At 74.5% G+C, this 20,549-nt stretch carries 24 protein-coding genes; 14 read left to right on the top strand and 10 right to left on the bottom strand.

Features of this window, described 5'->3' with window-relative positions; genetic code table 11:
• Nucleotides 1–33 precede the first annotated feature (33 nt).
• Nucleotides 34–483, top strand: coding sequence for a hypothetical protein (locus ACQEVU_RS22690; RefSeq protein ID WP_433326639.1), 450 nt, complete (start codon nucleotides 34–36; stop codon nucleotides 481–483).
• A gap of 8 nt (nucleotides 484–491) precedes the next feature.
• Entirely contained in the window at nucleotides 492–992 is a 501-nt protein-coding gene (locus ACQEVU_RS22685; RefSeq protein ID WP_433326637.1) for a hemerythrin domain-containing protein, read from the top strand.
• Nucleotides 993–1,051: 59 nt separating this feature from the next.
• Here the strand turns inward: ACQEVU_RS22685 and ACQEVU_RS22680 are convergent, their stop codons facing one another.
• Nucleotides 1,052–2,197: a glutathione-independent formaldehyde dehydrogenase gene (locus ACQEVU_RS22680; RefSeq protein WP_433326635.1), complete on the bottom strand. Its 1,146-nt coding sequence runs from the start codon at nucleotides 2,195–2,197 to the stop codon at nucleotides 1,052–1,054.
• A gap of 135 nt (nucleotides 2,198–2,332) precedes the next feature.
• On the opposite strand from ACQEVU_RS22680, the gene ACQEVU_RS22675 reads away from it, so the two are divergent.
• From ACQEVU_RS22675 to ACQEVU_RS22660, 4 genes are read left to right on the top strand one after another with little or no spacing between them, the layout of a single operon-like run.
• Nucleotides 2,333–3,211 (top strand): ABC transporter substrate-binding protein, encoded by an 879-nt coding sequence (locus tag ACQEVU_RS22675; RefSeq protein ID WP_433326633.1) that lies wholly within the window; start codon nucleotides 2,333–2,335, stop codon nucleotides 3,209–3,211.
• The gene (locus ACQEVU_RS22670; protein WP_433326631.1) at nucleotides 3,211–4,053 is read left to right on the top strand and encodes an amino acid ABC transporter permease; all 843 of its coding nucleotides are present in this window, start codon (nucleotides 3,211–3,213) and stop codon (nucleotides 4,051–4,053) included. Before ACQEVU_RS22675 ends, ACQEVU_RS22670 begins: the two co-directional genes overlap by 1 nt.
• A complete protein-coding gene (locus ACQEVU_RS22665; protein ID WP_433326629.1) occupies nucleotides 4,050–4,796 on the top strand; it encodes an amino acid ABC transporter ATP-binding protein in 747 nt (248 codons plus the stop codon). Before ACQEVU_RS22670 ends, ACQEVU_RS22665 begins: the two co-directional genes overlap by 4 nt.
• A gap of 39 nt (nucleotides 4,797–4,835) precedes the next feature.
• Nucleotides 4,836–5,375 (top strand): FUSC family protein, encoded by a 540-nt coding sequence (locus ACQEVU_RS22660; RefSeq protein ID WP_433326627.1) that lies wholly within the window; start codon nucleotides 4,836–4,838, stop codon nucleotides 5,373–5,375.
• Here ACQEVU_RS22660 and ACQEVU_RS22655 read toward each other — a convergent pair.
• From ACQEVU_RS22655 to ACQEVU_RS22645, 3 genes are all read right to left on the bottom strand, one after another.
• Nucleotides 5,276–6,721 (bottom strand): MFS transporter, encoded by a 1,446-nt coding sequence (locus tag ACQEVU_RS22655; RefSeq protein WP_433326625.1) that lies wholly within the window; start codon nucleotides 6,719–6,721, stop codon nucleotides 5,276–5,278. The genes ACQEVU_RS22660 and ACQEVU_RS22655 overlap by 100 nt on opposite strands.
• Nucleotides 6,722–6,723: 2 nt before the next feature.
• Entirely contained in the window at nucleotides 6,724–6,900 is a 177-nt protein-coding gene (locus ACQEVU_RS22650; RefSeq protein ID WP_433326623.1) for a hypothetical protein, read from the bottom strand.
• A 66-nt stretch (nucleotides 6,901–6,966) separates the two neighbouring features.
• Entirely contained in the window at nucleotides 6,967–7,407 is a 441-nt protein-coding gene (locus ACQEVU_RS22645) for an Lrp/AsnC family transcriptional regulator (RefSeq protein ID WP_433326621.1), read from the bottom strand.
• A gap of 94 nt (nucleotides 7,408–7,501) precedes the next feature.
• Here ACQEVU_RS22645 and ACQEVU_RS22640 point away from each other — a divergent pair, with 94 nt between their 5' ends.
• From ACQEVU_RS22640 to ACQEVU_RS22630, 3 genes are all read left to right on the top strand, one after another.
• Nucleotides 7,502–8,788, top strand: coding sequence for a PhzF family phenazine biosynthesis isomerase (locus ACQEVU_RS22640; RefSeq protein ID WP_433326619.1), 1,287 nt, complete (start codon nucleotides 7,502–7,504; stop codon nucleotides 8,786–8,788).
• Between the two features lie 138 nt (nucleotides 8,789–8,926).
• Entirely contained in the window at nucleotides 8,927–9,655 is a 729-nt protein-coding gene (locus ACQEVU_RS22635; RefSeq protein WP_433326617.1) for a histidine phosphatase family protein, read from the top strand.
• On the top strand, nucleotides 9,648–10,508 hold the full coding sequence (locus ACQEVU_RS22630; RefSeq protein WP_433326615.1) for an NAD(P)H-hydrate dehydratase: 861 nt from the start codon (nucleotides 9,648–9,650) through the stop codon (nucleotides 10,506–10,508). The genes ACQEVU_RS22635 and ACQEVU_RS22630 overlap by 8 nt, the downstream gene beginning before the upstream one ends.
• A gap of 16 nt (nucleotides 10,509–10,524) precedes the next feature.
• On the opposite strand, the gene ACQEVU_RS22625 is transcribed toward ACQEVU_RS22630, so the two are convergent.
• On the bottom strand, nucleotides 10,525–12,792 hold the full coding sequence (locus ACQEVU_RS22625; RefSeq protein WP_433326613.1) for a catalase: 2,268 nt from the start codon (nucleotides 12,790–12,792) through the stop codon (nucleotides 10,525–10,527).
• Between the two features lie 122 nt (nucleotides 12,793–12,914).
• On the opposite strand from ACQEVU_RS22625, the gene ACQEVU_RS22620 reads away from it, so the two are divergent.
• Nucleotides 12,915–13,754: a Rieske 2Fe-2S domain-containing protein gene (locus ACQEVU_RS22620; RefSeq protein WP_433326611.1), complete on the top strand. Its 840-nt coding sequence runs from the start codon at nucleotides 12,915–12,917 to the stop codon at nucleotides 13,752–13,754.
• Nucleotides 13,755–13,768: 14 nt separating this feature from the next.
• Here the strand turns inward: ACQEVU_RS22620 and ACQEVU_RS22615 are convergent, their stop codons facing one another.
• Nucleotides 13,769–14,050 (bottom strand): LysR substrate-binding domain-containing protein, encoded by a 282-nt coding sequence (locus tag ACQEVU_RS22615; RefSeq protein ID WP_433326609.1) that lies wholly within the window; start codon nucleotides 14,048–14,050, stop codon nucleotides 13,769–13,771.
• Nucleotides 14,051–14,060: 10 nt separating this feature from the next.
• Between ACQEVU_RS22615 and ACQEVU_RS22610 the strand changes: the two genes are divergently transcribed.
• Complete coding sequence (locus tag ACQEVU_RS22610; RefSeq protein WP_433326607.1) at nucleotides 14,061–14,309, top strand: hypothetical protein; 249 nt, start codon at nucleotides 14,061–14,063, stop codon at nucleotides 14,307–14,309.
• The gene (locus ACQEVU_RS22605) at nucleotides 14,302–15,858 is read left to right on the top strand and encodes a multicopper oxidase family protein (protein WP_433326605.1); all 1,557 of its coding nucleotides are present in this window, start codon (nucleotides 14,302–14,304) and stop codon (nucleotides 15,856–15,858) included. The genes ACQEVU_RS22610 and ACQEVU_RS22605 overlap by 8 nt, the downstream gene beginning before the upstream one ends.
• Nucleotides 15,859–15,861: 3 nt before the next feature.
• Here ACQEVU_RS22605 and ACQEVU_RS22600 read toward each other — a convergent pair whose 3' ends face one another.
• From ACQEVU_RS22600 to ACQEVU_RS22585, 4 genes are all read right to left on the bottom strand, one after another.
• The gene (locus tag ACQEVU_RS22600) at nucleotides 15,862–16,788 is read right to left on the bottom strand and encodes a cation diffusion facilitator family transporter (protein ID WP_433326603.1); all 927 of its coding nucleotides are present in this window, start codon (nucleotides 16,786–16,788) and stop codon (nucleotides 15,862–15,864) included.
• 12 nt (nucleotides 16,789–16,800) lie between these two features.
• Nucleotides 16,801–17,028, bottom strand: a complete 228-nt coding sequence (locus tag ACQEVU_RS22595) for a hypothetical protein (RefSeq protein ID WP_433326601.1) — start codon at nucleotides 17,026–17,028, stop codon at nucleotides 16,801–16,803.
• 24 nt (nucleotides 17,029–17,052) lie between these two features.
• The gene (locus ACQEVU_RS22590; RefSeq protein ID WP_433326599.1) at nucleotides 17,053–17,865 is read right to left on the bottom strand and encodes a mechanosensitive ion channel family protein; all 813 of its coding nucleotides are present in this window, start codon (nucleotides 17,863–17,865) and stop codon (nucleotides 17,053–17,055) included.
• A gap of 126 nt (nucleotides 17,866–17,991) precedes the next feature.
• Nucleotides 17,992–18,390 carry a ChaB family protein gene (locus ACQEVU_RS22585; protein WP_433326597.1) on the bottom strand — a complete coding sequence of 133 codons (399 nt, stop codon included), beginning with the start codon at nucleotides 18,388–18,390 and terminating at the stop codon, nucleotides 17,992–17,994.
• Nucleotides 18,391–18,665: 275 nt separating this feature from the next.
• On the opposite strand from ACQEVU_RS22585, the gene ACQEVU_RS22580 reads away from it, so the two are divergent.
• Nucleotides 18,666–19,883, top strand: a complete 1,218-nt coding sequence (locus ACQEVU_RS22580; protein ID WP_433326595.1) for a hypothetical protein — start codon at nucleotides 18,666–18,668, stop codon at nucleotides 19,881–19,883.
• Nucleotides 19,876–20,463, top strand: coding sequence for a hemerythrin domain-containing protein (locus ACQEVU_RS22575; protein ID WP_433326593.1), 588 nt, complete (start codon nucleotides 19,876–19,878; stop codon nucleotides 20,461–20,463). Before ACQEVU_RS22580 ends, ACQEVU_RS22575 begins: the two co-directional genes overlap by 8 nt.
• Nucleotides 20,464–20,549 lie beyond the last annotated feature (86 nt).

The raw sequence follows: 20,549 nt of genomic DNA, 5'->3' as shown, positions 1-20,549 counted from the left end.
TTCTCGCGCGGGCGAAAGGGTACGCCAGGGGGCATGGTCCTGGAGGTGACGGCCCCGGCCGACCGGCGTGCCCGGCCGGCGACCGGCGTCGGCGTGCTCGACACGCTGCGGTGCGCCGGCGGTGTGCTCGCCCCGATGCTCGCCCAGGGCTGGGCGAACCTGCGGCCGCGCCGGGAGCACCTGCGCGCCCGGTTCCAGCGCCGCGTCGACGCCTACGTCCGCGCCGCCGAGCCCGTCAGCCTCGCCGGCGTCATGGCCGGCGAGGCGTGGCTGGCCGGCGCGCCGCAGCGCGGCTGGACCGTCTACCCGTTCAGCGCCGGCCCCGGCGTGTGCCCCACGCGCAACCTGGTGCTGCTCGCCACGACCACGCTGCCGGCCGCGCTGCTGCAGCGCTTCCCGGACCTGCCCGCGCCGCGGCCGCTGCCCGAGCCGCTGCCGCGCACCCTCGACCACACCGGCCTCCAACCGGCCCTTCAACACTGAGGAGATCCATGTCCACCGACGCCATCGTCATGCTCAAAGAGGACCACAAGAAGGTCAAGCGCCTGTTCAAGGAGTTCCAGGCGGCCGAGGAGGGCCCGGCCGAGGCCAAGGGCCGCATCGTCGAGCAGATCCTGCAGGAGCTGACGGTGCACACCTACCTCGAGAACGAGGTCATGTACCCGGAGGTCCGCCGCCTGCTGCCCGACCTCGAGGACGACATCCTCGAGTCGTACGAGGAGCACCACGTCGCCGACGTCCTCTGCCTCGAACTGTCCACGATGGACCCCGACGAGGAGCACTTCGACGCGAAGGTCACCGTCCTCATCGAGAGCGTGACGCACCACATCCAGGAGGAAGAGGAGGAGTGGTTCCCGAAGGTCCGCGAGAACCTCGGCCGCCAGCAGCTGCAGGAGCTCGGGGCGAAGATGCTCGAGCTGCGGCCGAAGGCGCCGACGAAGCCCAGCGAGCCGGCCGCCCTCAAGAAGGCCCTGGACGCGGTCCGGGCCTGAAGCGCGCGCGAAGGAGGGGGCCGGCGCCGGCCCCCTCCTTCGTCACGCCGGTCGTCCGGTCAGTGCTGGCCCGGACGCAGCAGGACCTTCGTCCAGCCGGCCTCGCGCCGGTCGAAGTGGTCGTACGCCTCGGCCGCCCGCTCCAGCGGCAGCTCGTGGGAGACCAGGAACGACGGCGTCGCCCGGCCGGTGATGATGAGGTCGCGCAGATGGCGGTTGTACCGCATGACCGGGCACTGCCCGGTGCCCATCCGCTGCCCCTTGCTGAAGAACGTGCCGTAGTCGAAGCCGATCCGGCCCTGCTTCGCAGCGTCGGTCGCCGCGCCGGGGTCCTGCGGGACGTACACGCCGACCACGCCGATGCCGCCGGTGGAGCGCACGACCGTGACGAGGTTGTCCAGCACCAGCTCCGGGTGCTCCTCGCCGCTCGGGTCGTGCGCCTGGTAGCCGACCGCCTCCACGCCGCAGTCCGCGCCGCGCCCGCCGGTCGCCTCCAGAATCTGCTCGGCCGGGTCGCCGCGGCTGAAGTCGACCGGCGTCGCGCCGATCTTCACCGCCAGGTCGAGCCGGTCCTGCTCCTTGTCGACGACGAAGACCTCGGACGCGCCGCGGATCATCGCCGAGTGCGCGGCCATCAGCCCGACCGGACCGGCGCCGAAGACGGCCACCCGGTCCCCCGGCCGCATGCCGGCCAGCTCCGTGCCGTGCCAGCCCGTCGGGAAGATGTCCGAGAGCATGGCGAAGTCGTTCTCGTGCTCGGTGCCCGGCGGCAGCTCGAGCAGGTTGAAGTCGGCGTACGGCACGCGCAGCAGTTCGGCCTGGCCGCCGTCGTACGGCCCCATGTTGGCGTACCCGTAGGCGGCCCCGTCCACGCCTTCGATCGGGTTGGTGCGCAGGCAGAAGCTGGTCCAGCCCTCCACGCAGTTGCGGCAGGTGCCGCAGGCGACGTTGAACGGCACCGAGACGCGGTCGCCGACCTTGATCCGGCTCACCCCCGGCCCGACCGCCTCGACGACGCCCATGTTCTCGTGCCCGAGGATCTTGCCTTGCTCGACGGTGCTGCGCCCCTCGTACATGTGCAGGTCCGACCCGCAGATGTTGGTCGTGGTGATCCGCACGATGGCGTCCGTCGGCGCCTGCAGCTGCGGGTCGTCGACCTCGGTCACCGCGACGTTGCGCGGGCCCTGGTACACGACTGCCTTCATGAGTTATCCCTCCTCGCCTTCCAGCTACCGGCTACCCGCGACGGAGGCGGCTACGCGCCGGCCTCGCGACCGCGCGGTCGTGATCCGCGGCACGGAGAGGTCTTTCCTACTTCCTCGATAGATATGATCGCCGCCATGCGTCCCCCGTCCCTCCTTCTCGCGGCCGGACTCACCGGCGTCCTGGCCGCCGTGGCCGGCTGCGCACCGGCCGATGACGACACCGCGGCACCGGCCGCCTCCGGCGGTGCCACCAGCGCCGCCTCCTGCGCCCCGGCGCAGCTCAAGACCCTCACCGCGGGCAAGCTCACCGTCGGGACCGACGATCCGGTGTACCCGCCGTGGTTCGCCGACAACAAGCCCGGCAGCGGGCAGGGCTTCGAGGCGGCCGTGGCCTACGCCGTGGCCTCGAAGCTCGGCTACACCAAGGACCAGGTCGCCTGGGTCCGCGTGACGTTCAACAACGCCATCGCCCCCGGGCCCAAGACGTTCGACTTCGACATCAACGAGTTCTCGATCACCGACGAGCGCCGGCAGGCGGTCGACTTCTCCTCGCCGTACTACGACGTGACGCAGACGGTCATCGCGCTGAAGGGCTCGAAGATCGCCGGCGCCCGGTCGGTCGCCGACCTCAAGGGCGCCAAGCTCGGCGCGCAGGTGGGCACGACGAGCTACCGCTCCATCACCGAGGTCGTGAAGCCCGCGAGTCAGCCCTCCGTGTACAACAACAACGACGACGCCAAGAAGGCGTTGCAGAACGGGCAGATCGACGGGCTCGTGGTGGACCTGCCGACCGCCTTCTACATCACCGGGGCCGAGATCACCGATGCGGTGATCGTCGGGCAGCTGCCGCCGGTCGCCGGCACGCCGGAGCAGTTCGGGCTCGTGCTCGACAAGGGCTCGCCGCTCACGGGCTGCGTGAGCGGGGCCGTCGACGCGCTGAGGGCCGACGGGACGCTCAAGAACCTGCAGCAGCAGTGGCTCGCGGCGGCCCAGGGCGCGCCGGCGCTCAGCTGATGTTCGAGCGCTCCGCCGTCCAGCTCCAGCGCGAGGCGTACCGCCGCCGGCAGACGATCCTGTCGGTGGCGGTCGCCGCCGCGTCCACCTTGGCGCTCGGGTTCCTGCTGTACTTCGCCATCACCGGCGCGCCCGGCTGGGCCCGCGTCAAGCGGAGCTTCTTCGACCCGCACATCGCGCGCCGGGCGCTGCCGGCGGTGCTGCACGGCCTGTGGCTCAACATCGAGCTGCTGGCGTTCTGCGCCGCCGGCGCGCTGCTGCTCGGGCTCGGCATCGCGCTGCTGCGCACGCTGCGGCGCCCCGTGTTCTTCCCGCTGCGGGCGCTCGCCGGCGGTTACACGTACACCTTCCGCGGCTTGCCCCTGATCATCACCATCTACCTGTTCGCGTTCGGGGTGCCCGGCCTGCGGCTGCGCGGCATGCCGTCGGTCCTGGTGCTCGGCGGGGCGGCGCTGGTGCTGACCTACGGCGCGTACATCGCCGAGGTGTTCCGCGCCGGCATCGAGTCGGTCCACCCCTCGCAGCGGGCCGCCGCCCGCTCGCTCGGGCTCACCTACCGCCAGAGCATGCGCCACGTGGTGCTGCCGCAGGCGGTGCGCCGCATCGCCCCGCCGCTGCTCAACGACCTGGTGGCGATGCAGAAGGACGTCGGCCTGATCTCCCTGGCCGGGCCCGTCGACGCCATCCGGGCCGCCCAGATCGAGACCTCGGTGTCGTACAACTACACGCCCTACATCGTCGCCGGCGCGCTGTTCGTGCTGCTGGCCGTCCCGCTCGTCGCGGTGACCGACGCGGTCACCCTGCGGGCGGCCCGGCGGCAGTCCGCGGAGGCCGGCCTATGACCACCGTCCTGTCGATCGACGCGGTGCACAAGGTGTTCGGCGAGCGCCACGTGCTGCGCGGGGTCTCCCTCGACGTCGCCGAGCACGAGGTGGTGGCGCTCATCGGCGCGAGCGGCTCGGGCAAGTCCACGCTGCTGCGCTGCGTCAACCTGCTCGAGCCGGTCGACGACGGCACGATCCGCCTCGACGGCGAGGACATCACCGACCCGCGGGCCGACCCCGACCGCGTCCGCCGCCGCATCGGCCTGGTGTTCCAGGCGTACAACCTCTTCCCCCACATGACGGTGCTGGCCAACGTCACCCTGGCCCCGCGCCGGGTGCACGGCGTGCCGGCGGCGCAGGCCCGCGACCGGGCGATGGCGCTGCTCGCGCGCATCGGCCTGGCCGAGCTCGCCGGGGCGTACCCGGACCGCCTCTCCGGCGGCCAGCAGCAGCGCGTCGCGATCGTTCGGGCCCTGATGAACTCGCCGCGCCTGCTGCTGCTCGACGAGGTGACCTCGGCCCTGGACCCCGAGCTCGTCGGCGAGGTCCTGGCGCTGGTCCAGGAGCTTCGGGCCGAGGGCATGACGATGCTGCTCGCCACGCACGAGATGGGCTTCGCCCGGCAGGTCGCCGACCGGGTCTGCTTCCTCGACGGCGGCACGCTGGTCGAGCAGGGGCCGCCGGAGCAGGTGCTGGGCGAGCCGCGCGAGCCCCGCACCCGCCAGTTCCTGCGCCGGATCATCGAGGCCGGCCGCCTGTAGCGGGTACCTTGATCGCCGATCGGCGCCGGCAGCGAGCGAGTGGCCGCGCGCGCCGCGGTGACGATGCTCGTGGCGCTGCTGGCGCCGTGGGGCGACGACCGGCTCGACCACGCCGCCTACGCGACGTTCGGGGCCTTCGCGTCCGTCTACGGCGGCCCGGCCCGCTCGCCGCGGCGCTGGCGCCTGCAGGCCGCGGCCGGCGCGGTGCTCGTGCTCGCCGTCGGGTCCGGCGCCGCCACCGGCACGCTGCCCGCGCGGGCCTGGGCCGCAGGTCGTGCGCGGCGTGCACCGGGTCGTCGGCACCCTCGCGGGCCCGCGGTGGCGGCCGGGCTGCTCGTCCTGCCGCTGCCGGCCCTGTCGGTCATCGTGCTCGTGGCCGCCTGCCAGGCCCTGACCGAGCTGCTGGTACCGCGGCACTACGGCGCCGCCCTCGTCTTCATCACCCCGCTGGCGCTGCTGATCGGCCAGCTCGCCAACCGTCAGCCGGTCGGCGAGCTGCTCGTGTCCAGGCTGCTCGAGACGGTGATCGGCGTCGGCGTGGGCGTGGCGTTCGCGATCGCCACCCGCGAGCGCCGCTGACGGGTCCGGTCCGCGGCGGAGAGGCCCAGCGCGGCCAGCACGAGGGCGAGGCAAAGCAGGACGCCGTGCAGCAGCGCGGCCCGGCCCGGGCCGCGCAGGGACAGCGCGGTGGCCGCGGCGATGCCGACGCTCGCCACGAGCCGCTGCGACAGCTGCAGGATGCCCGCGCTGAGGCCGCCGGCGCCGCTCGGCGCGTGCTCGAGGGTGAGCGCCTGGTTCGGGGCGTTGACGAGGCCGCCCGCCGCACCGGTGACGAGCTGCCCGGCGGCCAGGGCGGCGATGAGCCACGGCGCCGGCAGCAGCGCGACCGCGAGCGCGTCGACGGCGACGCCGCCGGCGGCGACCGCGATGGCCACCGTCACGCCGGGCCGGCCGAACCGGGCCAGCACGGCCGCGCCAGCCGCCGAGGCGGCGGCGAAGCCGACGGCGCCGGGCAGCGACATGGCCGCGGCGGCCAGCGGCGCGAAGCCGAGCTCGTCCTGCAGGAACAGGGAGAGCACCAGGTTCAGGGCGAGGGTGGCGCCGAAGTGGCACATGGCGACGAGGGTCCCCAGGACGTACCCCCGGCTGCGGGTCAGCGCCGGCAGCAGCACCGGGGTGCGGCCCCGCGCGGCGTAGCGGCGCTCCCAGGCGACGAACCCGGCGGCGGCCACCGCGGCGAGCGCGGCCCACCGCCAGCCGCCCGCGGTCCCGACCAGCGGCAGGATGACGGCCACGGTCGCCGCGCCGAGCAGCAGCAGCCCCGGCGCGTCGAGGTCGGCGCGGCGGCCCGCCGGGCGCCCGGCCGGCAGGCAGCGCCAGGCCAGCGGCACGGTGACGAGCGCGAACGGCAGGTTGGCCAGCAGCACCAGGCGCCACCCGGGGTCCGGCCCGGCCAGCTGCAGCACGAGCCCGCCGAGCGGCGGCCCGACCGACCCGGACAGCCCGCCGATGACGGCGTAGGCGCCGAGCGCGCGGGCCCGCTCCCGGCCCCGGAAGAGGTCCTGTATCAGCCCGATGATCTGCGGGTTGACGGTGCCGGCCCCGACACCCTGCACGAGCCGGGCCGCCGCGACCAGCCAGGCCCGGTCGGCGCCGGCGGCGACAATCCCGCCGGCGGCGAAGAGGGCGAGCCCGCCGGCGAACAGCCCGCGCCGCCCGAACATGTCGCCGAGCCGCCCGGCCGGCACCAGCGCCAGCCCGAACGTGAGCGAGTACCCCGCCATGATCCACTGCAGCGCACCGTCACCGGCGCCGAGCGCGGCGCGGATGGCCGGGAGGTTGACGTTGAGGATCGACTGGTCCAGCAGCGTGGTCCAGCCGGCGCCGAGGCAGACGAGCAGGACCACCCGGCGCGAACGGCCCACCCTCAGCGGCCGGCGAGACGGTGCAGCCGCCGCTCGGCGGCGAGCTCGGCCCAGGCCGGCGCCTCCAGCGCGGAGGCGCCCGCGAAGGGCTCCCCCGCCCCGAAGCCGACCAGCCGATGCGCGAGCCCGACGGCCCGGTTGACGAGCCGCGTCACCGCCGCCTGCATGAAGAACCTCATGCGGCGAAGGTATCAGATATCCTATCTTCCCGATAGGATTAATTCGACGCCATGCCCGGCGCAGCGTCAGGCGGGCACGGCGCGGTCCACCACGACCTCGTAGACCAGGTCCGTCGTGATCGAGCCGACCCGGGCCAGCTCCGACGTGATGCGGGCCAGGTCCGGCATGTCGGCGGCGAGCACCTCGGCCACGTAGCAGGCCTCGCCCGTCACCCGCACGCAGCGCACGATCTGCGGCTCACGCTCCAGCACCGCGGCGACCTTGTCGTACAGCGCGCCGTGCACCTTCATCCGCACCACCGCCCGCAGCGGCAGGCCGCACGCCGCCGGGTCGACCCGGGCCGTGTAGCCGGTGACGACGCCGCGCTCCTCCAGGGCGCGCAGCCGCACCCGCGTGGCGGACACGCCCAGGTGGATCGCGCGGGCCAGGTCGGTCAGCGAGGCCCGGGCGTCGCGCTGCAGCTCGGCCACCAGGCGCCGGTCGACCTCGTCGAGGGGTGCGGTCATCGCGCGACGGTACCGCAAATCGTGCGGCGAACCCGCCGGACAACCGCCGGATCGCGCTGGGCCGGGCGCCCGCCGCGGTCGTAGCGTCGTAGGCGTGACCGAGATCGAGTTCGCCTATGTGGACGTGTTCGCCACCGCACCGCTCACCGGGGCGCCGCTCACGCTCGTGCCCGGCGCCGACGGGCTGAGCGACGAGCAGATGCGGGCCGTCGCGCGGGAGTTCAACCAGTCCGAGACCACGTTCATCCAGCGGCCCACGACCGCCGGCGCGACGTGGCGGCTGCGGTCGTTCACGCCGAGCGGGGCGGAGGTGTTCGGGGCCGGGCACAACGCGCTCGGCGCCTGGCTGTGGCTGGCCGCCTCCGGGCGGGTCGGCGACGGCGACTTCACGCAGCAGATCGGGCCGGACGTGCTGCCGGTGTACGTCCGGGGGCTTTTCGTCACGGTGGAGCAGTCGCCGCCCGTGTTCGGCGCGATCGCGGCGGACCGCGAGGGGCTCGCCGCGGCGCTCGGGCTGGACGTCGAGGACCTGGCGGCCGACCGCCCGGCGCAGGTCGTGTCCACGGGGGCCGGGCATCTGCTCGTGCCGGTCCGCGACCGTGCCGCGGTGGGGCGGGCCGCGCCCGACGCCGGCCGCCTGGTCGCCGCGCTGCGTGCGGTCGGGGGCGAGGGCTGCTACGTGTACACGCACGACACCGTCGACCCGGCCGCCACCGCCCACGCCCGGTTCTTCAACCCGGCGATGGGCATCGCGGAGGACCCGGCCACCGGCACGGCCGCGGGACCCCTCGCCGCGCTGCTGAGCGCCGGCGGCGTGGTCGTCATCGAGCAGGGGCACGCGATGGGCCGGCCGAGCACGATCACCGTGACCGTCGCCGGGGACCGGGTGCGCGTCACCGGGTCCGGCCGGGTCGTCGCCCGGGGCACCATGACCGTGGCCGACGCCGAGCCGGTCACGGCGGACGAGGAGGGGTTCCTGCGCCGCGCGATCGGCCTCGCCGCCCGCTCCCGCGCCGCCGGCGACGCGCCGTTCGGGTCGCTGCTCGTCGGCCCCGGCGGTGAGGTCCTCGCCGAGGAGCACAACACGGTGCGCTCCGACGACGACATCACCGCCCACCCGGAGCTCAAGCTCGCCCGCTGGGCCGCGCGCAACCTGGACGCCGCGGCGGCGGCCGGCACCACGATGTACACCAGCTGCCAGCCCTGCGGCATGTGCGCCGGCGCCATCGACCGCTCCGGCCTCGGCCGGGTCGTCTACGCCCTCTCCGGCGCGCAGCTGGAGGCGTTGCAGGCCCCCGGCGGCGGGCGGTCCGGCGCCGGGCGGCGCGGCCCGGCGCTGTTCGAGGAGGCCCGCGCGGTCCTGGAGGGCTACTACTCCTGATCATCCGAGGTGATTGAGAGGGCCCCCGGCGGGGCATCGAGCAGTCGTGCAGTGGTTCATCTGGGTTTTGGCGGGGGCTCTCGCCCTCCGCGGCGTCGCGGGCCTGTTGGTGCTGAGCGACCGGCGACGGATCAGGCGGTGAGCGCGGTGGGTGACCTGGGCTGGCTCGGTGTCGTCCGGCACGGGCAGAGCACCGGCAACGTCCAGGCGCAGCTGGCCGAGCAGGCCGGGCTCGACGTCATCGACATCGCCGAGCGCGACGCCGACGTGCCGCTGTCCGACCTCGGCCGGGTGCAGGCCCGCGCGGTCGGCAAGTGGCTGGGTGAGCTGGGCGAGGGCGAGCGGCCGGACCTCGCCGTGGTGTCGCCGTACCGGCGCACGGTGCAGACGGCGGAGCTCGCGCTGGCCGGGACCGGGATCGACGCCGTGTTCGACGAGCGGCTGCGCGACCGGGAGCTCGGCGTCCTCGACCTGCTGACCCGCAAGGGCGTCCAGGCGCGGCTGCCGGAGGAGGCCGAGCGGCGCCGGCACCTCGGCAAGCTCTACTACCGCCCGCCGGGCGGCGAGTCGTGGGCCGACGTGCTGCTGAGACTGCGGAGCCTGCTGGGGGATCTGCGCACCCAGCGGCCGGGCGGGCGGGTGGTGCTGTTCGGGCACGAGGCGATCGTGCTGCTGCTGCGGTACCAGATCGAAGGCCTCGACGAGGAGGAGCTCATGGCGATCGCCGGCGCGACCGCGATCGCCAACGGCTCGGTCACCAGCTGGCACGCCGAGGACGGGCGGCTGCGCCTGGAGCGATTCAACGCCACCGACCACCTGCGGGAGGCCGAGGCCCCGGTGACGCGCCAGGAGGACGTCCATGGCTGACCCGTGCATCATCACGCCCGGCACCTTGCGCGCCTGGCCCCTGCCGGCCGGCGACGCGCGGGACAAGCGCGGCCGCGGCACGGTGCTCGTCATCGGCGGCTCGCGCAACACGCCCGGCGCCGTGCTACTCGCCGGGATCGCCGCGCTGCGCGCCGGCGCCGGGCGGCTGCAGCTGGCGGTCGCGCAGACCGCGGCCACGGCCCTGAGCATCGCCGTGCCCGAGGCCAAGGTCGTCGGCCTGCCGGAGACCCCCGCCGGCGGCGCCGCCGCCCTGCCGCAGGCCCTGCTGGAGCTGGTGGCGGCGGCCGACACCATCGCCGTCGGGCCCGGCCTGGACGACGTCGAGGAAACCGGGAAAATCCTGGACACGGTACTGCACGAGGCCGCACCCGGCACCACCGTCGTGCTCGACGCCTACGCCCTCGGCGCGCTGAGCCTGCGCCCGCAGCTGCTGGAGGACGGCAGGCGCGGCGTGGTGCTCACCCCCAACCGCGTCGAGGCCGAGCACCTGCTGGGCCGCGAGCTCGGCGCCGACCTGGGCGCGGAGGCGGCCGCCCTGGCCGCCCGCCACGGCGCCGCGGTGTGCCTGCACGGCCACGTCGCCGACCCCGACGGCACCGTGTGGCGGGAGGAGAGCGGCGACGCCGGCCTCGGCACCTCGGGCAGCGGCGACGTCCTGGCCGGCCTGGTCGCCGGGCTGCTGGCCCGCGGCGCGCGGCCCGCGCAGGCCGGCTGCTGGGCGACGTACGCGCACGCCGTCACCGGCCAGCGCCTGGCCCCCCGCTTCGGCCGCACCGGCTTCCTGGCCCGCGAGCTGCTGGACGAGGTCGCCTACACCATCGCAACGGTGTAGGCGGCCCCGCGCCGGCTCAGGCGACGGTCGCCGGGAAGCGCTCCCAGGCGCGGTGGGTGCCCAGCGCCTCGAGCACGGTGGCGAAGACGCCGGTACCGCTGTCGCCGGTGACGACACCCGCGCCGTTGCCGATGCCGGCCAGGCCGGCCGTGGCGACGACCGTCGTGCCCTCGCCCCAGGCGCCGATCGCCTTGGCGTGGCGCCAGGACTCCTCGACCAGCAGCAGCACCCGCGGATCGATGGTCGCGGTGTCGCTCGCCGCGGCCTTCGCGTCGCGGGCCGGGACCGCGTCCGCGGCGGGGGCCGGTGCGCCGGACAGCAGCAGCGCGTCGTACTCGACCGACCGCGCGGTGGCGAACGTCCGCTGCACCGGCACGCCGTCGACCAGGCCGCCGCGCGGGGCGATGAGCAGCGGCACCAGGCCGGCCGCGAAGACCGCCTCGCGCAGCGCGCGCAGGCCGCCGAGGTCGCCGTCGGGGTCGACGACGATGCCGATCGTGCGGCCGTCGGGCGGCCACGCCCGGCCGACCTGCGACAGCGCCGGGCTCGGGACGACCTTGGCGAGCGGGACCGTCGGTGCCGGCGCGGGCAGGCCCAGGCCGGCGGCGACCTCGGCGCACAGGGTCGCGTCGATGTTCGCCAGGCACAGCAGCTGCCGCTCCTTGATCGCCTGCTCGTAGCACTTGCCGAGCTCGAAGGTGTACGCCCGGATGATGTGCTCCTTCTCCACCGGCGACATGCTCACCCAGAACAGCCGCACCTGGCTGTAGTGGTCGTCGAAGGACACCGGGTTGGCGCGGACCTTGCGCGACTCGGCGACCGTCACCGGCACGTCGAGGAACGCGTGCTCGGCGTCGCCGGCCAGGAACGGGTTGCCGCCGTCGAGGGAGTTCGGGCGGTACGGCGCCACGCCCCCGTGCACCGCGTTCTGGTGGAAGCCGTCGCGGAGCATGTCGTTGACCGGGGCGTGCGGCCGGTTGATCGGGATCTGCGGGAAGTTGGGCCCGGCCAGCCGGGTGATCTGGGTGTCGACGTAGGAGAACAGGCGGGCCTGCAGCAGCGGGTCGTTGGTCACGTCGATGCCGGGCGGGAGGTTGCCCAGGTGGAACGCGGCCTGCTCGACCTCGGCGAAGAAGTTGGTCGGCGTGCGGTTGAGCGTCAAGCGCCCGATCGGCTGGACCGGCGCGAGCTCCTCCGGCACGATCTTCGTCGGGTCGAGCAGGTCGATGCCCTCGAAGGTCTCCTCCGGCGTGTCCGGCAGCACCTGGATGCCCAGCTCCCACTCCGGGAACGCGCCCGCCTCGATGGCGTCGTAGAGGTCGCGGCGATGGAAGTCGGGGTCCATGCCGGCGAGCATCTGGGCCTCCTCCCACTCCAGGGAGTGCACGCCGAGCCTGGGCTTCCAGTGGAACTTGACCAGCACCGTCTCGCCGGCATCGTTGATGAGCCGGAAGGTGTGCACGCCGAAGCCTTCCATCATGCGGAACGAGCGGGGGATCCCCCGGTCCGACATGTTCCACATCGTGTGGTGCTGGGCCTCGGTGTGCAGCGACACGAAGTCCCAGAACGTGTCGTGCGCGCTCTGCGCCTGCGGTATCTCGCGGTCCGGGTGCGGCTTGACGGCGTGGATGACGTCCGGGAACTTGATGCCGTCCTGGATGAAGAAGACGGGGATGTTGTTGCCGACGAGGTCGAAGTTGCCCTCCTCGGTGTAGAACTTCGTGGCGAAGCCGCGGGTGTCGCGCACGGTGTCGGCGGAGCCGCGCGAGCCCACCACGGTGGAGAACCGCACGAACACGTCGGTCCGCCGGCCCTTGCGCAGGAACGCGGCCCGGCAGACCGGCTCGGCGGTGCCGTACGCCTCGAAGACCCCGTGCGCGCCGGCGCCCCGGGCGTGCACGACCCGCTCCGGGATCCGCTCGTGGTCGAAGTGCGTGATCTTCTCGCGGAGATGGTGGTCCTGCAGCAGGATCGGGCCGCGGGGGCCGGCCTTCAGCGAGTGGTCGGTGTCGCGCAGGCGGGCCCCTTGCGCCGTGGTCAGGTACTCGCCCTGCTGGGCGTTGGCGGCCGGCGGCCCGCCCATGCTCGCGCCGGTCGGTGTGCGCGGCTCCGGCGTGCCCTGCTCCCCCTTCGGCGGCAGCGGCTCACGGGGCTCGACCGGCTCGTCGACGCTCGGCGTGCCGCTGCCCGGGGCGCCGGGCACATCGGGTGTCACGAGATCGACGACCTTCTCGGCGGCGGCCTCGACGGCGTTCTTCACGGCCTTCGCGGGCTTGCTGTCCATAGGGTATCGGCACCTTTCGCCGGAGGATCTACTGCGGACGCTGCCGCTTACCCGCCGGTCCCTGCCGAAAACACCGTTTGGCCTCCTCGGCGCTGGGCACGGCAACCGTTATGAGCGAGCTGATGACGAGGCTGGAAGGCGTGCGGTCGCTGGACCGCATCGGCGACAGGCTGCGGCGCTTCGCGCTGGCCACCGTGGGCCGGGGCCGGCTCGGCGACGCGCTGCACGGCCGGTGGTTCGGCCATCCGCTGCACCCGGCCGCGGTGCAGGTGCCGGTCGGGGCGTGGACGAGCGCGGCGATGCTGGACCTGGTGCCGGGCACCGGGCCGGCCGCGACGGCGCTGCTCACCGTCGGCACCGCCGCCGCCGTGCCGACCGCGGCGACCGGCTGGGCCGACTTCGCCACCCTGTCGCCGCAGCAGCGGCGGGTCGCGGTGGTGCACGCCGCCGCGAACGTCACCGCGGTCGGGCTGATGGCCGCCTCGGTGGTCGCGCGGCTGCGGGGCCACCGCCGCCGCGGGCAGGCGCTCACCCTGGCCGGGCTCGGCGTCGCCAGCGCCGGGGCGTACCTCGGCGGGCACCTCGCGTACAGCGAGGGCGCCGGGGTCAGCCACGCCACCACGGCCCTGCCGCAGGTGCCGGTCGGCTGGCACGAGGTCGCGGCCGTGGACACGATTCCCGACGGCCAGGCGTACCGGCGCACGATCGGGGAGACGCCGGTGATGGTGTACCGCGACCAGGACCGCTTCACCGTCCTGATCGCCCGCTGCGCGCACCAGGGCGGGCCGCTGCCCGACGGCCGCATGGTCGACGTCGACGGCGACCAGTGCATCGAGTGCCCCTGGCACGGCAGCGTGTTCCGCCTGCGTGACGGCAAGGCCATGCACGGCCCGGCCGCGTCGGACCAGCCGCGGCTGCGCACCCGCGTCCGCGACGGCCGGCTCGAGGCGGCCCTGCTCTAGCTTGGTGTACTGACCTACGAGGTCCAGTCCCAGGCGGTCAGTGCGGAGCGCATGAGCCGGGCGGCGGGCGACAGGTGGCTCCCGGCGCCCCAGTACAGCGTCACCGTGCGCCGGCAGTCGGGGCTGTCGACGGCGATCCACGCGCCCGTGGCCGGCCCGGCGTAGCGGCCGGCGAAGGCGGGGACGAGCCCGACGCCGAGCCACGCGCCGATCAGGTCGGCGATGGCGCCGTGCTCGTCGCTCTCGCAGACGATGCGGGGGGTGCGGCCGCGGGCGGCGAAGAGCCGGCACGCCACCGGCGCCGACGTGGTGACCTCGATCGGCTACCTGCAGCTGCTCGCGGCGGCCGCGATCTGTGTGCGCCGCCGCCGGCCCGGGCCGCTGCCGGCCACGGCGGCGCTGGTGGCGGCGGAGACGGTGCAGTACTTCGCCGGCCTGGCCGGCGCCCTGTGGCTGCACATCCCGCTGGGCGTGCTCACCGTCACCGGGCTCGTCGTGCAGTTCGCCGCCGCCTGGCGCGAGCCGCTGCGCAGGCGGGTGGCCGGCGATGCCTGAGCGCGACGGCGGCGTCACCCGGCGGCGGATGCTCGGCATCGGCGGAGCGCTCGGGCTGGTGGCGGCCGGCGGGCTGTCGGCCTCGGCCGCGCTGGCCCGCCGGCCCGCGTTCACCGGCGCGCAGCTGCGCAGCGAGGTGCCGCTGCCGCCGCCGTTCCGGGTGCCGCTGCCGATCCCCCGGCCGCTGGCCCCGGCCGGCCCCGGCCGGTACGCGATCACCCAGCGCGAGGCGACCGTGGAGCTCCTGCCGGGCGTCCCGACGCGGCTGTGGACGTACGAGGGAACGTTTCCCGGGCCGACGATCGAGTCGCGCCGCGGCCGGCCGCTCACCGTGACGCACCGCAACGAGCTGCCCGTCCCGTCCGTCGTACACCTGCACGGCGGGCGGACCCCGGCGTCCTCCGACGGCTACCCGACCGACCTCGTGCTCCCCGCGGGCTGGGCCGAGCACCACCGGCACGACCCGCGGGCGGTGACGAGCGAGGTGACGCGGGAGTACGCCTTCCCGCTGGACCAGCGGGCGGCGATGCTGTGGTACCACGACCATCGCATGGACTTCACCGCCCCGGCGATCTGGCGGGGCCTGGCCGGGCTGCACATCGTCCGCGACGATGCCGAGGACGCCCTCGGCCTGCCGGCCGGCCCGCGCGAGCTGCCCCTGGTGCTCGCCGACCGGGCCTTCGGCGCCGACGGCGGCCTCGCCTACCCCTCCCTCGACCCGGCCCTGCGCGAGCGGCCGGGCGTGCGCGAGCGCTACGTCGCCGGCGTGCTCGGCGACGTCATCCTCGTCAACGGCGCCCCGTGGCCGGTGCACGAGGTCGACGCGGTGCGGTACCGGCTGCGGATCCTCAACGCCTCGAACGCCCGCCAGTACGAGCTCGAGGCCGTCACCGACGACGGCCGCCGGCTGGACCTGGTCCAGGTCGGCGCCGACCAGGGCCTGCTCGCCGCGCCGGTGACCCACCGGCGCCTGCCCCTCGCGCCGGCCGAGCGCTACGACGTCGTCGTCGACTTCGCGGGCGTCCCGCCCGGCGGGCGCGTGCGGCTCGTCAACCGGCTCGGGTCGGGACGCACGGCGGACGTCATGGCCTTCCGGGTCGCCCGCCGCGCCGCCGACGACAGCCGCGTCCCGCCGGTGCTGAGCGCCGATCTGCCGGCGTGGCCGCGCACGGACGCCGTCCGCGTGCGGGACTTCGCCTTCCGCGCCGGCCGCATGGGCGACGGCCGCGGCTGGCTGATCGGCGGCCGCCCGTTCGACCCGGCCCGCGCGGACGTCACCGTCGGCCTGGGCGACGTCGAGGTGTGGCGGCTGGTCGCCGACGTGCACCATCCCGTGCACCTGCACCTGGCCGGCTTCCGGGTGCTCTCGCGCGGCGGCCGGGCGCCGCTGCCGCACGACGCCGGGCTCAAGGACACCGTCGCCCTGCGCCCGGGCGAGGCGGTGGAGATCATCACCCGGTTCGAGGGCTACCGCGGCCGGTACCTGTTCCACTGCCACAACGCCGAGCACGAGGACATGGGCATGATGGCCAACCTGGAGATCGTGTGAGGCCTAAGGACGCGGCGGCACCAGCGTGACGACCGCGTCGGCCACGGCGGGTGAGCCGCGCAGCCGCTCGCGCAGGTCGCCGACGCGGTCGAGCAGTTCCGCGCCGGGCCGCTCCCCCAGTTCCGCGCGCGGCTCGACGCCGAGCGTGACGAGCAGCTGGGACGGGCCCACGTACACCGCCCGGAACTCGTGCACCTCCCGGATCCACGGCTGCGGGCCCATCGCCTCGCGCAGCCGCTGCATCACGTCCTCCGGGGCGGCCGCGTCGATGAGCAGCGTCTTGGAGCGCCGGGCGAGCAGCCACGCCACGACGGCGAGCAGCACGCCAATGGCCATGCTGGCGGCGGCGTCCCACCACGCCCAGCCGGTGACCATGTGCAGGATCAGGGCGAGCAGGGCCAGGCCGATGCCGACGAGGGCGGCGGTGTCCTCGAGGTACACCGTCGTCGCGCTCGGGTCGGAGGCCAGCGCGAGATGCTCGCGCACGGACCGGCGGCGCCGGGCCGCGTCCCGGCGCAGCTGGCGGCGGGCGGTGCGCCAGGAGTACCCCTCGAAGGCCGCGGACACCACCAGCACGGCGATGCCGATCCACGGGCTCTGGAGGGGCTCCGGGACGAGCAGGCTGCGCACGCCCTCGGCGACCGACAGCAGCCCGCCGACGAGGAAGATGCCGAGCGCGGCCAGGAACGCCCAGAAGAAGCGTTCCTGGCCGTAGCCGAAGGGATGCCGGCGGTCGGCGCCACGCTTGGAGCGGCGCAGCCCCAGCCACAGCAGCACCTCGTTGCCGGTGTCGGCGAGCGAGTGCAGGGTCTCGGCCCACAGCGCGGCCGAGCCGGTCAGCAGGGCGGCCACCGCCTTGGCCGCCGCGATGCCCAGGTTGGCCGCGGCCGCGACCACGACCGTGCGCGTGCTGTCCTCATGCTCCGGCATGCCGTGCCGGCGTCAGGGCTTGGGGTGCCCGGCCACCAGGGGCGCGGAGCCGTTGGCCGGCGTGGTCGTGGGCGGCGTGCTGGTCACGTTGCGGACCGTCTTCTGCACCTGGTCGAACGTCGGGTTGGCGCGCACGTCGCGCAGGCCCTCGACCAGCTGCACGTACTTCTCGCGCCCCGCGCGGGTGCCCAGCACATAACCCACCGCAACGCCGGCGGCCACAGGAATCCATCGCATCATGCGAATCGGGCTACCCCTGCGGTGTCAGCCGGAAACACCCGGGTGCTTGGTGAGCTCCTCGCCCGCCTCCGCGCCGGCGACGACCGTGGCGAGCGCGGCGCCGTCCTGCACCGGCGGCGAGAAGGCCTCGTCCGGTGCGGCCTCCGCGGGCGGCTCGGGCTCCACGGGAGCGGGGCCGACGGCGGCGGCCAGCAGCGCCGAGTTGGGGATGTTCAGGGGGCCGTCGGTGGTTTCCAGCATGGTGTACAGCAGGCCGGCCGAGACGATGTAGCCGGTGTGCGGGCCGTTGATCGCACCCGACATGACCCGCACCTGCTGGCCCGGCACGTAGGGGCGGGCGAAGAGCAGCACCAGGCCGGCGAAGAGGTTGCCCAGCACCGGCTGGGCCGCGAGGCCGACGACGATGCCGGTGATCGCCCCGCCGACGAGGACCTGCCGCAGCTGCACGCCGAGCAGGTCGCAGACGGCCAGGACGGCGATGAGGTACCCGCCGAGGAGCACGAACAGCCGAAGCGGCGTCCCCGCCACGGCGCCCGCGCGGGCGACGGCGATGCGCTGCACCTCGCGCGCCGCCGTCCGGCTCGCCGCCACCCCGAACACGGCGGTGACGAGCGCGCAGCCGTAGGCGATCAGGCGGATCCGCAGCGACTCGGCGTGCACGCCGCCGACGTCGTGCCCGGCGACCAGGGCGATGAGCGCGATCGCGCCGAAGATGACGGTGCGCCGGAAGTCGGGCCGCACCCGCAGGTCGATCGACCGCAGTGCGCCGAGGCCGGGCGTGTGATGGCCCGCCGCGCCGTCGTCGCCGTTGCGCCGTCCCCGCGCCTGCCAGACCATGCCACTCCTCCTCGCGCCCGTGTGCACCGACCGCGACCATACCTCCGTCGGTCGTTCGCGATCATGATGCCCACGGGCGGCGAGGCGTTATCCGGTGATGCAGATCACCACCTGGCTGCGTTCCGCCTACCGGCCGCGCGACTTGCGAGTGCTGCTCGCGTTGGCCTTCTGGATGGCGTCGACCAGCTGCGGCTTGGTCATCCGCGACCGCCCGTTGATGTCGAGCCGCTTGGCCACGTCCATGAGGTGGTGCTTGCTGGCGTTGGCGTCGACGCCGCCGGCGGTCTGGGCGCGCGTGTTGCGCCCGCCGGCCGCCTTAGCGTCGCTGGGGCCCTTCTTGGCCTTGGGCTCCCAGTGGTCGCCGACCTTCTCGAACGAGTGCTTCACGGCGGCCAGGGCGGTGCGGTGGGCGCGCTCGCCCTCGCCGTACTCCTCGACGGCCGAGTCGTGCGCCTTGACGTACGTGTCCTGCGCCTTCTTCGGCGACCGCTTGAGCGTGCTGGGCATGTCCTGACGCGCTGGCATGACCGTCCTCCTTTCCCCGGTGACGACGTGCTCGGTCACCACTTGGACCGGTGCCCGGGCGACCGTGGTTCAAACGGCCGCCGTCACGCCGCCAGTACCGATCGGCTCCGCACCGGTAGGCGGCGTAACGGTTCCAGCGGCCCGGCGGCCCGCCGAATTGTTTCGGCCGCCCGCTGCCGGAAAGTCGCCCGCGTGTCGGCGCGGCGGCTCCGCAGAGGGGGCAGGGGCCGCCGCGTGCGGCTTGGCCGTGCCGCAGCGTTCGCGAGGGAGATCGCGTGTTCAACCCATTGGATCATCGGGGCATCCCGCTGGAGCAGCAGATCCGCAACTGGCGGGAGCTCGACGTCGAGCCCATCGACCCGGAGGCCGTCGACCCGTACACCCGGTGCCGCATCATCACCATGAACGGCATCGAGGTCGAGGCGGTCATGTTCCAGCACCAGTTCGCCCGCAACTGCCCGGACCCGGAGGTCCGCCGGGAGCTGGCGCTCGTCCGTTACGTCGAGAGCCAGCAGCAGCGGGCCGTGAACTGGCTGCTACCGGGCGTATCCAGCGTGCTGGAGACGACGCTGGGCTACGAGCAGGTCGCCGTCGACCTCACCGCGTGGGTGGCCCGGCACGAGCCGGACCCCTCCCTGCGCCAGGCCTACGAGTTCGGCGTGCTCGAGGACTTCGACCACCTGTACCGCTACGCCAACCTCTACGAGATGATCGAGCACCGCCGGGCGGAGAAGATCGTCGACGCGCTCACCGAGGTGATGCCCGGCCGGCCCACCGCGCAGCAGCACCGCCACCCGTACGACGACGTGTGCGCGCCCTACGACAAGGACGCGGTCGACCCGCGCTCCAAGCTCAACGCGCTGACGATCCTCTCGGCCGAGCAGCAGGTGATGCTCTACTACATGAACGTCGGCCCGCAGTACATGGAGCCGATCGCCCGGCAGCTGTACCAGGAGATCAGCCTCATCGAGCAGGAGCACGTCACCCACTACGAGTCGCTGCTCGACCCGGGCGAGAACTGGTGGGAACGGCTGCTGATCCACCAGTACAACGAATGCTGGCTGTACTACTCCTTCATGGAGCAGGAGAGCGACCGACGGATCAAGTCGCTGTGGGAGCTGCACCTGCAGATGGAGCTCGGCCACCTGCAGCAGGCGGCGGGCCTCCTGCGCCGCCACGACGGCCGCGAGCCCGAGCAGATCGCCGGCGCCGCCGGCGTGCCCGAGCCGCTGCGGTTCGAGCCGAACAAGGGGTTCCTGCGCCACCTGCTGGCCACCCAGATCGACCTCACGAAGCTCGGCGAGGGCTACGTGCGCGAGGCCCACCAGCGCTTCGAGTGGATGCAGCGGCAGGTGCACGGCGGCGAGCAGCCGCCGTCCGAGGACGTCATCGACCGGCACCGGGAGCGCTTCGGCGGCGAGTACCGCATCGAGACCGACGGCCCGCACCCGGTCGAGTCGCTGCGCGAGCGCCTGGGGGCCGGCCGTGGCTGACACCGCGACCCGCACCGAGGACGTCGTGGACCTGCTGCTGGTCCAGCACGCCCGGATCGAGGAGCTGTTCCTGCTCGTCACCGGCGGCTCCGGCCAGGCCCGCCGCCGCGCCTTCGACGAGCTCGTGCGCCTGCTGGCCGTGCACGAGACGGCGGAGGAGGAGCTGATCCACCCGCTCGTGCGGAGGCTGCCCGGCGGCGGCGACGATCTCGTCGACGACCGGCTGGCCGAGGAGCGCGAGGCGAAGCAGGCCCTGGCCGTGCTCGTCGAGCAGGGCGTGGACGCCCCGGGGTTCGAGGCCGCGGTCGTGCTGCTGCGCGAGGCGGTCCTCGAGCACGCCCGGCACGAGGAGCGCTACGAGTTCAACCGGCTGCGCCAGCACGTGGAGCCGGCGCGGCTGGGCCGGCTGGCCACCGCGCTGCGGGCCGCCGAGGCCGTCGCGCCCACCCGCCCGCACCCGGGCGCCGAGTCCGCCCTGGCGAACGTGGCCGCCGGCCCGTTCCTCGCGGTGGCCGACCGCGTCCGCGACGCGATCCGCGCCGTGAGCGCCGGCGGCGGCCCGGCGCCCGACCGGCGGTAGGGTTGAACAGGGCCCCGGAGCCCCGCGGTCGTGGTCGATCATGCGGTACTCCTCTCGTCGCTGCGCTTGCCGCCGCCCGTGTTCCG

Origin of the sequence: Dactylosporangium sp. CA-139066 (genome assembly GCF_050936175.1) — a bacterium.
Lineage (GTDB): Bacteria > Actinomycetota > Actinomycetes > Mycobacteriales > Micromonosporaceae > Dactylosporangium.
This window is presented reverse-complemented; position numbering and strand designations above follow the sequence as displayed.

Excerpts from the sequence above, each read along its gene's own strand:
- ACQEVU_RS22590 (WP_433326599.1), bottom strand. The coding sequence starts at position 17,865 with ATGGTCTGGCAGGCGCGGGGACGGCGCAACGGCGACGACGGCGCGGCG.
- ACQEVU_RS22630 (WP_433326615.1), top strand. The coding sequence starts at position 9,648 with ATGGCTGACCCGTGCATCATCACGCCCGGCACCTTGCGCGCCTGGCCC.
- ACQEVU_RS22665 (WP_433326629.1), top strand. The coding sequence starts at position 4,050 with ATGACCACCGTCCTGTCGATCGACGCGGTGCACAAGGTGTTCGGCGAG.
- ACQEVU_RS22595 (WP_433326601.1), bottom strand. The coding sequence starts at position 17,028 with ATGATGCGATGGATTCCTGTGGCCGCCGGCGTTGCGGTGGGTTATGTG.
- ACQEVU_RS22605 (WP_433326605.1), top strand. The coding sequence starts at position 14,302 with ATGCCTGAGCGCGACGGCGGCGTCACCCGGCGGCGGATGCTCGGCATC.
- ACQEVU_RS22620 (WP_433326611.1), top strand. The coding sequence starts at position 12,915 with ATGACGAGGCTGGAAGGCGTGCGGTCGCTGGACCGCATCGGCGACAGG.
- ACQEVU_RS22670 (WP_433326631.1), top strand. The coding sequence starts at position 3,211 with ATGTTCGAGCGCTCCGCCGTCCAGCTCCAGCGCGAGGCGTACCGCCGC.
- ACQEVU_RS22645 (WP_433326621.1), bottom strand. The coding sequence starts at position 7,407 with ATGACCGCACCCCTCGACGAGGTCGACCGGCGCCTGGTGGCCGAGCTG.
- ACQEVU_RS22600 (WP_433326603.1), bottom strand. The coding sequence starts at position 16,788 with ATGCCGGAGCATGAGGACAGCACGCGCACGGTCGTGGTCGCGGCCGCG.
- ACQEVU_RS22625 (WP_433326613.1), bottom strand. The coding sequence starts at position 12,792 with ATGGACAGCAAGCCCGCGAAGGCCGTGAAGAACGCCGTCGAGGCCGCC.
- ACQEVU_RS22690 (WP_433326639.1), top strand. The coding sequence starts at position 34 with ATGGTCCTGGAGGTGACGGCCCCGGCCGACCGGCGTGCCCGGCCGGCG.
- ACQEVU_RS22680 (WP_433326635.1), bottom strand. The coding sequence starts at position 2,197 with ATGAAGGCAGTCGTGTACCAGGGCCCGCGCAACGTCGCGGTGACCGAG.
- ACQEVU_RS22685 (WP_433326637.1), top strand. The coding sequence starts at position 492 with ATGTCCACCGACGCCATCGTCATGCTCAAAGAGGACCACAAGAAGGTC.
- ACQEVU_RS22675 (WP_433326633.1), top strand. The coding sequence starts at position 2,333 with ATGCGTCCCCCGTCCCTCCTTCTCGCGGCCGGACTCACCGGCGTCCTG.
- ACQEVU_RS22650 (WP_433326623.1), bottom strand. The coding sequence starts at position 6,900 with ATGAGGTTCTTCATGCAGGCGGCGGTGACGCGGCTCGTCAACCGGGCC.
- ACQEVU_RS22585 (WP_433326597.1), bottom strand. The coding sequence starts at position 18,390 with ATGCCAGCGCGTCAGGACATGCCCAGCACGCTCAAGCGGTCGCCGAAG.